The following is an 11,807-nucleotide window of genomic DNA, read 5'->3' as shown; positions in this document are numbered from 1 at the left end:
CGGCCTGATCCGACAGTACTACCCCAAGGGGACTGACTTCCGGCAGGTGACAGATATCGAACTAAGAAGGGTCGTCAAAAAGCTGAATGACCGTCCTAGAAAACGGCTCGGTTATCGAACACCGGCACAGGTGTTCCTGGGTGAGTACTCAGGTGCCCTTGATACCGCAGGTGCTGCACTTATTACTTGAATTCAGGACGCCACTTGCAGCGGCTCGGGGCTGAGGTCGACCTCAATCAGCTCAACAGTTTGGTGGAGGATAAAGACATGTTGGCAGAAAATTTGGAAAATTGGGCTCAGCAAGAGCGCCAGGAAGGCGAGAAGCTAGGTATTGTGAAAGGCGAGAAGCTGGGTATTGAGAAAGGCGAAAAGCTGGGTATTGAGAAAACAGCCCGTAATCTGCTCAAGCTGGGTGTACTTAGTGACGAGCAGATTGCTGAAGCGACAGGCTTGGCGTTAGATGAAGTGGCTAAGCTGCGCGTTGAGGGTAAGGGCTGATCCTTGCTTTCATTTCCGTATTCCTGCTTCACACATTAAACGAAAGGGCAGTCCACAAGTGACTGCCCTTTCTGTATGTGGCTGCTGAGAATGGCAGACATTCCCCATGCCACGAAAGAACCTAATGCAGTGGTGTAGATTCAGTAATGAATAGCCGTTTGACGTGAACCAGTAGTGCGCGCTTAGCAGACAAGCTGGTGTGGCCGCAACCTGATTGCCTTTTGGTTTAAACGGCAGTCGCTGAATCTCGTGGGTAAGCGACTCTTGAGGGCGAGTTCAGGATATAGCCAATAGGCTCACTTATAGTGATCAAAAAGTCTTTTAGGTAAACCCCGAAATTACTAGACGGCGTTTTTGAAATCCGTATTATGTTCACTATGAGTGAGCAAAAATCATCAAAATTAAACCACTTGCTAGCTAGCCTGGGAGACTCTGATTTAGTCTCCAGCCGCTGGCTGCAGGCGCATGGCTATTCGAGAAGCCTTGTGGCGCGCTATGTCGCCAGCGGTTGGCTGGTGTCTCCGGCGCGTGGCGTCTATCTGAGAAAGGGAGGGCGGCTGCAGTGGCAGGGCGTACTACAGAGCTTGCAAGAATGGGAGGGCTTGGCGTTATACGTCGGTGGGCGCTTCGCGTTGGCAATGCAAGGGTATGAACACTACCTGCGGCTGGGCGAAGCGGCCACGGTAACGCTTTACGGAGCTACTCGTCCGCCTGGTTGGCTTAGCCAGTTGGCTCTGCCTGAGCGGTTTGAGTTCTGCGGCAAGCCTCCCTTTGTCTGGCCGTTGCAGGATTTTACTGCGGATATGCAGAAGGATCAGTTGCTTGAGCAGGGCCTTAAGCGTCAAGAGGTGCTTTCTGGTGCGGGAACCATCGTTTGTTCTACACCAGAGCGCGCGATACTGGAACTGTGCAATGGCCCCGCCGGCGCGGCGCTGGTCTACGAAGCTGATACGCTTATGCAGAGTTTAGCAACACTGAGCCCACGGCGCGTGACGGCGTTGCTGCGCCATTGCAGCAGCATCAAGGCCAAGCGACTGTTTCTCGCCTTGGCGGATCGGTACCAGCATGCATGGCTAAAACGAATCTCGTTAGATGGGGTGGATCTCGGCAGCGGTAAACGCGTTCTGGTGCCCGGTGGTCGTCTACACCCGACTTATCAGGTCACGTTACCGAGGGACTTGGATGAGCACTTGGGATAAACGCTACACCGACCGCGTACAGCTGCTGGTAGATATTCTCCCGGTGTTGTCACTGGAGCCACGCTTTGCATTGAAGGGCGGAACGGCGATCAATCTGTTCGAGCACGACCTCCCTCGACTATCAGTGGATATCGATCTTACATGGCTGCCGACCCACGGTTTCGCTGAAGACGCCGCCGCGATTGATAATGCGCTGAACATGCTGGCTGATGCATTACGGACTCAATCAAAAACAATGCGTGTGCAGCCGTCGGCGAGTCAAGGCAGTCAAGGTATCACGCGGTTGATTGTCAGTCGCGGCAGGGCACTTGTGCAGATTGAAACCACGCCAGTCATGCGGGGCACGGTGCATCCAGTACGTGAGATGGATGTTCGGCCGGTGGTGGAGGAGGCGTTTGGGTTTGCTTCTGCACAGGTGCTGAGTTTTGCCGATTTGTATGCAGGAAAACTGGCAGCAGCATTATCGCGTCAGCACCCACGCGACTTGTTCGATGTAGGACTATTACTGGATGACAAGCGAGCTGATAGGGCGCTTTGGTACACTTTCCTGGTCTATTTGACCTGTAGTCCAAAACCCGCCTGGGAAATTCTTGAGCCGCAGATACCTAAGAATTTTGAAGATATTTTTCAGGCACATTTTAAGGGCATGACGTCGGAGCCTGTCACTGCGCATGAGCTACTGAAATATCGGGAACGGCTATTGGTACGTCTTGCTGAGTGGATAGATGAGCCTTCGCGAGAATTTCTGCTCTCTGTCGAAGATGAACAGCCGGAATTTGGTCTGATTGGTCTGCCCCAGGCTCGCGAACTGCCTGGCGTTAAACGCAAGTTGCAGAATTTGGGTCGTCGTTCTGAGGATAAGCGTCGGGCAGATAGGCTTCAATTAGAACAAGCGTTGACGGGGCTTTGCTCGGAGTAATTAGAATGAGAGAGAGCCTTTGTTTTAATAGAGTAGTTAGGCGATCCCAGTCATTAATACACTTCATTTAGCTTTCAGCATCTGGTATTGCAAAAGTATTACCTGCTTGCCTTCTGACCTACGCGGCCGCCCTTGAACCTGCTCAACCTTCCCGATCCCGGTCATATCGCTCTGCAGCAGGGAAGGGTGGCAACCAATGTTCACGTCGAATATTCCGAAGCTCATACGGCATGGGTGTCTCCGGAGTCTTTCGCTATAAACTATAAGTATTAATTGAAAACCTAATGGCTGTAGGATAGCCTGCACGCCGGTTGATTCAGGAGGCGGTGTTATGGCCGGTCGCGCAGGTTTAACGGCATTCAAGTTGACTCAGGCCGGTGCCGAAATGGCCGATGATCTGGGGTTTGAGCAGGTCACACTGTCGGCGCTCGCCCGTCGGTTTGACGTCAAAGTCGCTAGTCTTTATTCCCATCTGAAAAACTCTGAAGACCTGAAAGTCCGCTTGGCGCTGTTGGCGCTTGATGAGCTAGCCGACCGCGCTGGCGAAGCCATTGCCGGCCGCTCCGGTAAAAATGCTTTGATCGCGCTCGCCAACGCTTATCGCGATTATGCTCAGGCGCATCCGGGACGTTTTGTCGCCGCTCGTTATCCACTGAGCGATACCGTGGCCGCCACCAGTTCTGGGGTTAAGTTGTCGCGCATGCTGGGTGCCGTGTTACAAGCCTATGGTCTGAGCGATAACGAACAGACTCACGCCATCCGCTTTCTGGGCAGTGTTTTCCTGGGTTACACCACACTCGAATCGGCCGGTGGTTTTGCACACACCGCAGTCGAGGCGCAGATCTCCTGGGAACGCACTCTGGACGCGCTCGACCAAGCGTTACGACATTGGCCGGTCTGATTTCATGTTCCAGTTTCGCTTTGAAGCCAAGATGACAACGTCTTCTGCCGATTGGGTTACCCCCATGCAATCCGCCTTGATCAAAGGCGCCGCCGATATTGAATATCGCCGGGAGGCTTTAGTGCCGCATCGCTTGCCGGCCTGGGCGCGCGATTATTATTCAGACCCGGGCCTTGCCATGGCCGAGTCCATGCCCGCCGGTGTGCGTCTGACCCTGCGTACCCGTGCCAGGTGGATAGAGCTGAATACCCGGGTCACCCGTTTTGGCTATGCCGGTATGCCGCGCCGACCCGAGGGGCAGTTTGAGCTGTGCATCGATGGACAATGCTATTCTCTGGCGACACCGAAGAGCGCCACGGAAATCAGTTTTGATCTAAGCAGCGGCAAGACTCACCAGCAAAGCGGCGACATCAGCAGTTTGCGTTTTGATGGTTTGCCCGAGGGCGACAAGAAGGTCGACATCTGGCTGCCGTACAACGAAACCGTTGAACTGTTCGATCTGCGCAGCGACGCCGAATTGCAGGCCGATGTCGAATCGGATCAACCCGTCTGGGTGCATTACGGCAGCTCCATCAGCCAGGGTTCCAATGCCGTCAGTGCCGCGGGCATCTGGCCGGCGCAGGTGGCGATGCAGACGGGGCTCGATTTGGTCAATCTCGGTTTCAGCGGCAGTGCATTACTGGATCCCTTTATCGCTCGGGTAATTGCCCAGAGCGAAGCCGACCTGATCAGTTTGAAGCTGGGTATCAACCTGGTGAACAGCGATGTGATGCGGGCGCGTGCCTTTGGACCGGCGGTGCTGGGGTTTCTGGACGTGATCCGTGACCGACAACCGTATACGCCGCTGTTGGTGATATCACCGCTGTATTGCCCGATTCACGAAACCACGCCGGGGCCGGGCGCGTTCGACGCCCAGGCGCTGGCGCAGGGCCAGATTCGCTTTCAGGCGACGGGTAACGATGAGGACAGCGCGACCGGCAAGCTGACCTTGCAATCGATCCGTACTCAGTTGGCTGGGTTGATCCACCGACGGATGAGCACCGACAAACATCTGTTTTACCTCGACGGTTGCGAGCTTTATGGTCCGGATGATCATCAGCGCTGGCCGCTGCCGGATGCGTTGCACCCTGGCCCGGAAGCGCACCAGTTGATAGGGCAGCGGTTTGTCGAGCGAGCACCGGAGACCGGTTGGGCGCGATCGACGCTCGGTTCGCGGCTGAGCAGTTCACCCTGTTCCAGTTGACCGCGGCACCACTGGAAGACGTTGCTGACTCCCTTCTTTACAGACAGGCCGCCGCGACGGCATCGCTATCGGTAGAGGCAATAGGCCGCGTTCTCACGCCGACGAGCACCAGGGCGGCAGCGGCCAGCAATAGCGTGCCGGCGGTTGCGCACACGCCAAGCACCCCGCTGATATCGAACATCACGCCACCGATGGCGGCGCCCAGCGCGATCGCCAGCTGGATCGAGGCGACGATGAGACCGCCGCCGCTTTCGGCTTCATCCGGCACAACACGGGTGATCCAGGTCGACCAGGCGACCGGTACGGCGCCAAAGGCGAAGCCCCACAGTGCCACCATGAAGATATCGGTGCCCATCGAGAAACCGCCCAGTGTGGCCAGCAACCAGCCCAGTACCCCCATGACCAGCGGCATCAGCAGCAGCGTCAGGCGCAGGCTACGTTCTAGCAGGTAACCCGCGGCCAGCGTGCCGATAAAGTTCGCGACACCGAACGCCAGCAGGGTCGAGGAGAGCTCGTTGATACCCATCCGGGATATGCCTTCGAGAAACGGACGAATATAAGTAAAGAAGGCGAAATGGCCGCAGAACACAAGCAGAATGGCGACGATGCCGACCGCCATGCCCGGCCGCTTGATGACGCTCACCAGCGTGCCCAGCGGCGTCGGGCGTCCAGGCGCCATCCGCGGCAGAGTGAAGTACTGCAGCACCAGCGTCAGCCCTGAGAGTGCCGTCGTCAGCAGAAAAACATTTCGCCAGCCGACCATGTCGCCGAGATAGCTGCCCAACGCGGCGGCGCTGATGGTGGCAATGGGCACGCCGGTGAACAGCAACGACAGCGCGCGTGGCACGTCATGTTCCGACACCAGCCGCATGACCGTGGCGGCAGAGAGCGCCCAGAACCCGCCCAGCGCTACCCCGAGTAGTACCCGCCCGACCAGCAACCAGGCTAGATGCGGCGCGAATGCGACGATCAGGTTGGCGGCGATCATCAGCACGGAGAGCGCCAGCAGCACGTGGCGACGGTCGAGTCGCTGTGTGACGGAGGTCACCAGTAAGCTGGCGAGCAGCGCCACCACCGCGGTGACCGTGACGGCCTGTCCGGCCTGACCTGCACTGATCATCAGCGAATCCGCCATCGGCGTCAGCAGGCTGGCCGGCAGAAATTCAGCCATCACTAGGCTGAACACGCCCATCGTCAGCGAAAACACGGCGATCCAGCGCGATGGGGTCTGCGACTCGTGTGTCGAGTGTTGAGATTCGTATGCCGTCATTTCGATAATTCCGATTAAGACTTGGGATGACGCGTAGGTTAAAGTATTACCTCAAGACTCTCTATCACTATGAGTACGGTATGTTTGATAAAACGTCCGAAAATTTCGCCACGGTCGGCTCTGAGATCAGCTCCAGCGAATGGATCAACGAATTGATGCTTGGCATGCGCTTATCCGGGTTGAGCTATCGGCATGTCCAGGTAGCGCCGCCCTTTGGCATTCGTTTCGATACCGACGCCAACTGTGCGCAATTTCACTTTATTGCCCGGGGGGCCGTCATCCTGCGGCTCGGCGGCGAGGAACAGATGCTGGAGACCGGCGATGCCATACTCCTGCCTCGCGGTGGCCAGCACTGCCTGCTTTCTTCGCCCGAGGTGATGAGTCGCGACATCGAACAGATCGACTCACTGCCGGTGTGTGATAACTTCAGTTGTGTCAACGAGTGCCCGGACACTGCTGATGGCGCTCCAACGGTGCGTCTATTCAGCGGCTGCATGCAGTTCGATCTCGGTGGTATGCAACCGCTGGTCTCAATGATGCCTGACGTCATGCATGTGGGGACGCTGCTGTCGCGCTATCCTGAGGTGTTGCCGATGCTGGAAGCGATGGCGCGCGAAGCAAGTCTCAAACGGGCCGGTTCTGCTGGCATTCTCTCCCGGTTGGCCGATGTGGTAGCCGCCAGCATCGTGCGAGGCTGGGTTGAGTGTGGCTGCGGTGATATCGGTGGCTGGGTCGAGGCGCTGCGCGATCCGCGTCTGGGCAAAGTCATCGCCGCCGTCCACCGCGAGCCCGGGCGTGACTGGACAGTGGCCACCATGGCGGCGGAGGCGGGCAGCTCGCGCTCGGTGTTCGCCGAACGCTTCCGCAGCTCACTGGGTATCTCGCCGCTCGGCTACGTCACCCAACTGCGTATGCGCTTGGCCACGCGATGGATTGCCGAGCGGCAGTTATCCATTGATCAGATCGCTTGGCGCCTGGGCTACGGCTCTCAGGCCGCCTTTAGTCGCGCTTTCAAGCGGTCGACAGGGCAGACGCCGGGAAGATTGAGACACGGTCAAGCGCCCGGTTCAAGCGTGGCACGCCTAGACCGGTAGTGGTAGCGGGTGATCGTGGTGTAGCTCGACGGTCAGTCAGATCAGCCGTTTGGTGGAGGATAAAGACATGTTGGCAGAAAATTTGGAAAACTGGGCGCAGCAAGAACGTCAGGAAGGTGAGAAGTTAGGTATTGTGAAAGGTGAAAAGCTGTGTGTTGAGAAAACAGCCCGGAATCTGCTCAAGCTGGGGGGGCTTAGTGATGAGCTGATTGCTGAAGCGACAGGCTTGGCGTTAGATGAAGTGGCTAAGCTGCGCATCGATTATGTTGAATGGAAATATGCCGAATGAAAAACCTTGATGATCTTGAAGCTTTTATACGTGTAGTCGACAACGGTGATTTTTCAAGTGCGGCACGATCTCTAAACCTTACTGCCGGGGCTATCAGTAAACAGATAAAAAGGCTTGAAGGTACGCTGGGAGTTACCTTATTTGATAGAAGTACCAGACGAATACGTGTGACTGAAGAAGGGCTACAGATTTATGAATGCATTAAGAAAGGGCTAAGCAGCATTCATGAAGCGTTTAATATTGCCGAGCAAGGTCGTGAAAATCTCTCCGGCAACATTGCCATCAGTAGTCCTTCTACGTTTAATGATTATTTTCTGATAGAGGCTATTGAAAAATTTAAAAAATCCCACCCTAGCATTAGTTTTTATCTAGATAGTTCCAATAGAGTAGTAGACCTATATTCAGATGGTATAGATATAGCAATCCGCTCAGGCCAGCTCTCAGATTCCCAGCTTGTTGCAAGGAGAGCCTTTGAGCAAAATCGCATTTTGGTTTGCTCGCCAGGTTATCTGGAAAAAATTACGCCTCCTTTAAATGCTCAGGACATTTCTATGCTTAATGGCCTGGTTTTTGGCTACCCTGGCTTCAATTCAACATACTGGACGTTAGAAAATATCAATAATGGAGAGGTGCAGAGAGTTCCTGTAAAAAAAGAAATGGTTTCTGATGATGGGAGGGCGTTGCTGAATTGGGCCCTTCAAGGGCATGGTGTGGCTTTGCGAGAATCATGGGGTATAAAAAAATATCTCATGTCAGGAGAGCTAATTAATATACTTCCAGAATGGCAGGAGCCCGCTACCCCCATCCAAATTGTCCGCACTATGCGTAATCCCGTGCCGGCGCGTATCTCTATGTTTTCCGATTTTCTTATAGAGTTCTGCCAGAATAAAATTAAGATATGATTGTCCGGATTTTAAGTTTCATATTTCGATAATTTACTTTTTTGACAGTCGTTCACAAGTGTTGTTCCAGATAACGTATAGCATGGTTTGAAATGGTCATGCATTATTGCCCCATTAGTTTCTATACATGGGGGAGTGAAAGATGCCACTTGCATTGTTGGCGTTGGCTATTAGCGCTTTTGCTATAGGCACAACAGAGTTCGTTACCACAGGTTTGCTGCAGGATATTGCCAGTGATCTAAACGTCACTATTCCACAAGCTGGGTATTTAACCTCTGGCTACGCGATGGGAGTTGTTGTAAGTGCTCCAGTTTTAACTATTTTGCTAACGCGCTTTAATCGAAAGTACACATTGTTGTTTCTCATCTTCTTATTCATTATCGGCAGTATTGTTTCTGCTCTGGCTGTGAACTTTCAGCAATTACTGGTTGGCCGAGTTCTTTCTGCATTTTGCCATGGGGCATTTTTTGGAATTGGCGCAGTCGTAGCGACTAAAGTGGCTGCTCCTAACAAAAAAGCGAGTGCCATGGCGTTAATGTTCACCGGTTTGACGCTAGCAAATGTAATCGGTGTTCCTTTGGGTACTTATTTTGGTCAACATTTCGGCTGGCGAGCAGCCTTTTGGGTGATAGCAGCACTGGGGGGAGTGGGGTTCATCGGCTTGTTGGCGTTGGTGCCAAAACAGGCGAACGAACGCAGTAACGTCCTTAAGGAAATTGCAGTGTTTAGGCGCCCTCAGGTATGGCTGGCGTTGCTCGTCACTGCTATCGGCTTCAGTGGATTGCTGGCGTCTTTCGCTTACATCTCGCCCATGATGACTGACGTTGCCGGTTTTACTCCAGAATCACTGGCTTGGATACTGTCTATCTATGGTATTGGGTTGGTCGTAGGCAACTTAGTTGCGGCAAGGTTCGCTGACAAAGCGTTGGCTCCTACCATTTTAACGCTGCTGGCATTGTTAGTGCTTACGCTCTTATTGTTCACCTACACCATTCACATTAAGCCGTTGGCTTTAATCAACGTATTCCTTTTGGGTGCTATTGGTTTTGGTACGATACCCCCGTTACAAATGTATGTCATGGAGAAAGCAACAGGTGCGCCAGCGCTAGCGTCTGCTGCAAATATTTCGGCATTCAACTTGGGTGCTGCGGGTGGCGTCTGGCTGGGAGGCGCAGCTATTGACGCTGGATACGGTTTAGTTTCACCAAACTGGGTAGGAGCAATCACAACGGGTATTGGCTTACTGATAGCGATTTATGCAGTGCGCCAAAAACGTGATTTGGTCATGAAAACCAGCTGTTGATTGCGTTAGGCGGTCAAGGAGGTTGACCGATAATTCGGGCGTCCCGTCTAATGTGTCTTGCTTTAAGGCCGTTAGGAAAGTTAAGGCTGCTGCCCATCCTAGCAATAGGCATGGGCGCAGTGCCTGCGGTAAGGCTTTTTAGCATTATCGTTAAGGGAAGGCCTTCTTTCTATGATGTCGAAACGCCATTGCAGCGGCCCGGGGCTGAGATCGACGAAGGCGAAAAGCTGGGCATTGAGAAAACGGCCCGTAATCTGTTCAAGCTGGGGGGCTTAGTGATGAGCAAATTGCTGAAGCAACCGGCTTGGCGTTAGATGAAGTGGCTAAGCTGCGCATTGAAGGTAAGCGCTGATCTATTACCTTTTGACCTAAACGGCCGTCCTTGAACATGCTCAACCTTCCCGATCCCGGTCATATCGCTCTACAGCAGGAAAGGGCGGTAACCAATGTTCACGGCGAATATTCCAAAGCTCATACGTCGGTTTCAGTTGATTGGGTGAATCGAGGGCGCCAAGGTGTATTTCGACTTCTTCCTCGCTTACCGAAAAAACCGACGAACCGCATGCCGAACAGAAGTAGCGCCCCTGATAACTGTGCGGTTCGCCTTCGATAATGACAGCTTGCTTGGGGTAATCCGCCGCCGCGTAGAAAAGCGCCCCGTGATGCTTACGACAATCCATACAGTGGCAAATACCTACCCGTAGCGGCTCGCCATTGGCGACGATTCGGATCTTACCGCAGAGACAGCCACCCGTTAGTTGCTTCATTGCCAATCTCCAGAAGATTCATACATTCAAAATAGGTGGCACTTCCGGTTTTGTCTTGCTGCCGTCTCGTTCGTATTTGATGCCAGTACCCAGCGCTAGGATAAGTGTTGCACTCACTGATATTCTTTCTTAAATTTTATTAGGGGTCCGAAGAAGACACTTGGGTCTATCTATTTAGATGAACGTAGGCAAGCACTTGAATAGCCGATCAAAGGTTGTCAATTGACAACCTTTGGGGGTGGCTTCATACTCAGAGGCAAATAATGACTCGTCCAGCACATCCGAAAAAAGAGATCGAAACTGCCCTCAAGCATGCGGAAGAGGAGGGCTGGCGAGTCGAGGTGGGTGGTAGTCATGCCTGGGGCAAGATCTACTGCCCCTACAATGACGATGAATGTCGCTGCGGTGAGTTCTGTATCGCAAGTGTGTGGAGCACGCCGAGAAATCCCGGTAGTCACGCACGAGCGCTGCGTAGGGTGGTGGACAAGTGCTCCACTCACCAGCGCCGGGGCGATACGGAGTCGGAGGATTGAGTTATGGAATATATTTTTACGCTGAAATACCAATTGGCTGACCACGACAGCGATTTGGATGCCCTCGTGGAACGATTGGGCGCCGCTGGTTGTGATGACGCTCTCGTCGGTGTGGGGCAGCCCGGTCGCTTGGCGCTGGAATTCTCTCGTGAAGCGGGCAGCGCCGAGGAGGCGGTTCGCAGTGCTCTGGTTGACGTAAAAAGCGCGATCCCTTCCGCGCGGCTGATCGAGGCCTCGCCGGATCTTGTTGGCCTGACGGATGTAGCAGACGTTGTGGGTATTTCCCGACAGGCAATCCGGAAGTTGATGCTCACCCACCGAGCGACGTTTCCTGTGCCGGTTCACGAAGGCAGTGCCTCAATCTGGCACCTGGCGGAGGTGCTTGACTGGTTAATGACCCGAGGGGGCTACCAAATTGATGTTGGCGTGCTGGAGACTGCAAAAGTGGCATTGGAAGTGAATATAGCCAAAGAGGGGATTCGCCACCCGGTTCGTAGCCGCGGGGAAATGGAGTTGCTGACAGCGTAGCCAACAGCTCAATCAGCTCAACAGTTTGGTGGGGGATAAAGACATGTTGGCAGAAAATTGGGCACAGCAAGAACGTCAGGAAGGCGAAAAGTTAGGTATTGAGAAAAACAGCCCGTAATCTGCTTAAGCTAGGGGTGCTGAGTGATGAGCAAATTGCTGAAGCGACAGGTCTTGCATTAGATGAAGTGGCTGAACTGCGCACTGAAGGTAAGGGCTAATCTGCTTTAATTTCCGTATTCCCGGTTCACGCATAGAACGGAAGGGCAGTTCGAGTGACTGCCCCTTTCTGTGTAGTCACATTTCCCTATCCGATTAATGTATCCATCGAAAAAACGTCCACGACCCCCCCCCCCCCCCCCCC

Annotated in this window: 14 protein-coding genes and 1 pseudogene; 13 read left to right on the top strand and 2 right to left on the bottom strand. The window is 53.9% G+C overall.

Annotated elements, in window-relative coordinates:
• From HVA01_RS17515 to HVA01_RS14460, 6 genes and pseudogenes are all read left to right on the top strand, one after another.
• Positions 1 to 190, top strand: a pseudogene (locus HVA01_RS17515) (IS30 family transposase); the annotation flags it as partial.
• Positions 191 to 204: 14 nt separating this feature from the next.
• On the top strand, positions 205 to 498 hold the full coding sequence (locus tag HVA01_RS14485; RefSeq protein WP_218031562.1) for an RpnC/YadD family protein: 294 nt from the start codon (positions 205 to 207) through the stop codon (positions 496 to 498).
• A 377-nt stretch (positions 499 to 875) separates the two neighbouring features.
• A complete protein-coding gene (locus HVA01_RS14480; RefSeq protein ID WP_146876120.1) occupies positions 876 to 1,697 on the top strand; it encodes a type IV toxin-antitoxin system AbiEi family antitoxin domain-containing protein in 822 nt (273 codons plus the stop codon).
• Positions 1,681 to 2,616 carry a nucleotidyl transferase AbiEii/AbiGii toxin family protein gene (locus tag HVA01_RS14475; protein ID WP_146876119.1) on the top strand — a complete coding sequence of 312 codons (936 nt, stop codon included), beginning with the start codon at positions 1,681 to 1,683 and terminating at the stop codon, positions 2,614 to 2,616. Before HVA01_RS14480 ends, HVA01_RS14475 begins: the two co-directional genes overlap by 17 nt.
• A 331-nt stretch (positions 2,617 to 2,947) precedes the next feature.
• On the top strand, positions 2,948 to 3,517 hold the full coding sequence (locus tag HVA01_RS14465) for a TetR/AcrR family transcriptional regulator (protein WP_146876118.1): 570 nt from the start codon (positions 2,948 to 2,950) through the stop codon (positions 3,515 to 3,517).
• Positions 3,518 to 3,521: 4 nt separating this feature from the next.
• Complete coding sequence (locus tag HVA01_RS14460) at positions 3,522 to 4,760, top strand: SGNH/GDSL hydrolase family protein (RefSeq protein WP_218031560.1); 1,239 nt, start codon at positions 3,522 to 3,524, stop codon at positions 4,758 to 4,760.
• Between the two features lie 37 nt (positions 4,761 to 4,797).
• Here the strand turns inward: HVA01_RS14460 and HVA01_RS14455 are convergent, their stop codons facing one another.
• Positions 4,798 to 6,030: an MFS transporter gene (locus HVA01_RS14455; protein WP_146876117.1), complete on the bottom strand. Its 1,233-nt coding sequence runs from the start codon at positions 6,028 to 6,030 to the stop codon at positions 4,798 to 4,800.
• Between the two features lie 80 nt (positions 6,031 to 6,110).
• Between HVA01_RS14455 and HVA01_RS14450 the strand changes: the two genes are divergently transcribed.
• From HVA01_RS14450 to HVA01_RS17410, 5 genes are all read left to right on the top strand, one after another.
• Positions 6,111 to 7,124: an AraC family transcriptional regulator gene (locus HVA01_RS14450; protein ID WP_146876116.1), complete on the top strand. Its 1,014-nt coding sequence runs from the start codon at positions 6,111 to 6,113 to the stop codon at positions 7,122 to 7,124.
• Between the two features lie 67 nt (positions 7,125 to 7,191).
• Entirely contained in the window at positions 7,192 to 7,413 is a 222-nt protein-coding gene (locus tag HVA01_RS14445) for an RpnC/YadD family protein (RefSeq protein WP_146876115.1), read from the top strand.
• Positions 7,410 to 8,315 carry a LysR family transcriptional regulator gene (locus HVA01_RS14440; protein ID WP_146876114.1) on the top strand — a complete coding sequence of 302 codons (906 nt, stop codon included), beginning with the start codon at positions 7,410 to 7,412 and terminating at the stop codon, positions 8,313 to 8,315. The genes HVA01_RS14445 and HVA01_RS14440 overlap by 4 nt, the downstream gene beginning before the upstream one ends.
• 142 nt (positions 8,316 to 8,457) lie before the next feature.
• The gene (locus HVA01_RS14435) at positions 8,458 to 9,618 is read left to right on the top strand and encodes an MFS transporter (RefSeq protein WP_146876113.1); all 1,161 of its coding nucleotides are present in this window, start codon (positions 8,458 to 8,460) and stop codon (positions 9,616 to 9,618) included.
• Between the two features lie 110 nt (positions 9,619 to 9,728).
• Entirely contained in the window at positions 9,729 to 9,932 is a 204-nt protein-coding gene (locus HVA01_RS17410; RefSeq protein ID WP_170243526.1) for a hypothetical protein, read from the top strand.
• 78 nt (positions 9,933 to 10,010) lie between these two features.
• Here the strand turns inward: HVA01_RS17410 and HVA01_RS14430 are convergent, their stop codons facing one another.
• Complete coding sequence (locus HVA01_RS14430; RefSeq protein WP_146876112.1) at positions 10,011 to 10,385, bottom strand: GFA family protein; 375 nt, start codon at positions 10,383 to 10,385, stop codon at positions 10,011 to 10,013.
• A gap of 263 nt (positions 10,386 to 10,648) precedes the next feature.
• On the opposite strand from HVA01_RS14430, the gene HVA01_RS14425 reads away from it, so the two are divergent.
• Entirely contained in the window at positions 10,649 to 10,918 is a 270-nt protein-coding gene (locus tag HVA01_RS14425; RefSeq protein ID WP_146876111.1) for a hypothetical protein, read from the top strand.
• Positions 10,919 to 10,921: 3 nt separating this feature from the next.
• The gene (locus HVA01_RS14420; RefSeq protein WP_146876110.1) at positions 10,922 to 11,446 is read left to right on the top strand and encodes a helix-turn-helix transcriptional regulator; all 525 of its coding nucleotides are present in this window, start codon (positions 10,922 to 10,924) and stop codon (positions 11,444 to 11,446) included.
• Positions 11,447 to 11,807 lie beyond the last annotated feature (361 nt).

The organism is Halovibrio variabilis (assembly GCF_007991175.1).
Classification (GTDB): domain Bacteria; phylum Pseudomonadota; class Gammaproteobacteria; order Pseudomonadales; family Halomonadaceae; genus Vreelandella; species Vreelandella variabilis.
The sequence above is the reverse complement of the archived record's forward strand: the minus strand, read 5'-3'. Positions and strand labels throughout refer to the sequence as shown.

Coding starts and splice junctions, on each gene's coding strand:
- HVA01_RS14480 (WP_146876120.1), top strand. CDS start 876: ATGAGTGAGCAAAAATCATCAAAATTAAACCACTTGCTAGCTAGCCTG.
- HVA01_RS14475 (WP_146876119.1), top strand. CDS start 1,681: ATGAGCACTTGGGATAAACGCTACACCGACCGCGTACAGCTGCTGGTA.
- HVA01_RS14465 (WP_146876118.1), top strand. CDS start 2,948: ATGGCCGGTCGCGCAGGTTTAACGGCATTCAAGTTGACTCAGGCCGGT.
- HVA01_RS14460 (WP_218031560.1), top strand. CDS start 3,522: ATGTTCCAGTTTCGCTTTGAAGCCAAGATGACAACGTCTTCTGCCGAT.
- HVA01_RS14455 (WP_146876117.1), bottom strand. CDS start 6,030: ATGACGGCATACGAATCTCAACACTCGACACACGAGTCGCAGACCCCA.
- HVA01_RS14450 (WP_146876116.1), top strand. CDS start 6,111: ATGTTTGATAAAACGTCCGAAAATTTCGCCACGGTCGGCTCTGAGATC.
- HVA01_RS14445 (WP_146876115.1), top strand. CDS start 7,192: ATGTTGGCAGAAAATTTGGAAAACTGGGCGCAGCAAGAACGTCAGGAA.
- HVA01_RS14440 (WP_146876114.1), top strand. CDS start 7,410: ATGAAAAACCTTGATGATCTTGAAGCTTTTATACGTGTAGTCGACAAC.
- HVA01_RS14435 (WP_146876113.1), top strand. CDS start 8,458: ATGCCACTTGCATTGTTGGCGTTGGCTATTAGCGCTTTTGCTATAGGC.
- HVA01_RS17410 (WP_170243526.1), top strand. CDS start 9,729: ATGGGCGCAGTGCCTGCGGTAAGGCTTTTTAGCATTATCGTTAAGGGA.
- HVA01_RS14430 (WP_146876112.1), bottom strand. CDS start 10,385: ATGAAGCAACTAACGGGTGGCTGTCTCTGCGGTAAGATCCGAATCGTC.
- HVA01_RS14425 (WP_146876111.1), top strand. CDS start 10,649: ATGACTCGTCCAGCACATCCGAAAAAAGAGATCGAAACTGCCCTCAAG.
- HVA01_RS14420 (WP_146876110.1), top strand. CDS start 10,922: ATGGAATATATTTTTACGCTGAAATACCAATTGGCTGACCACGACAGC.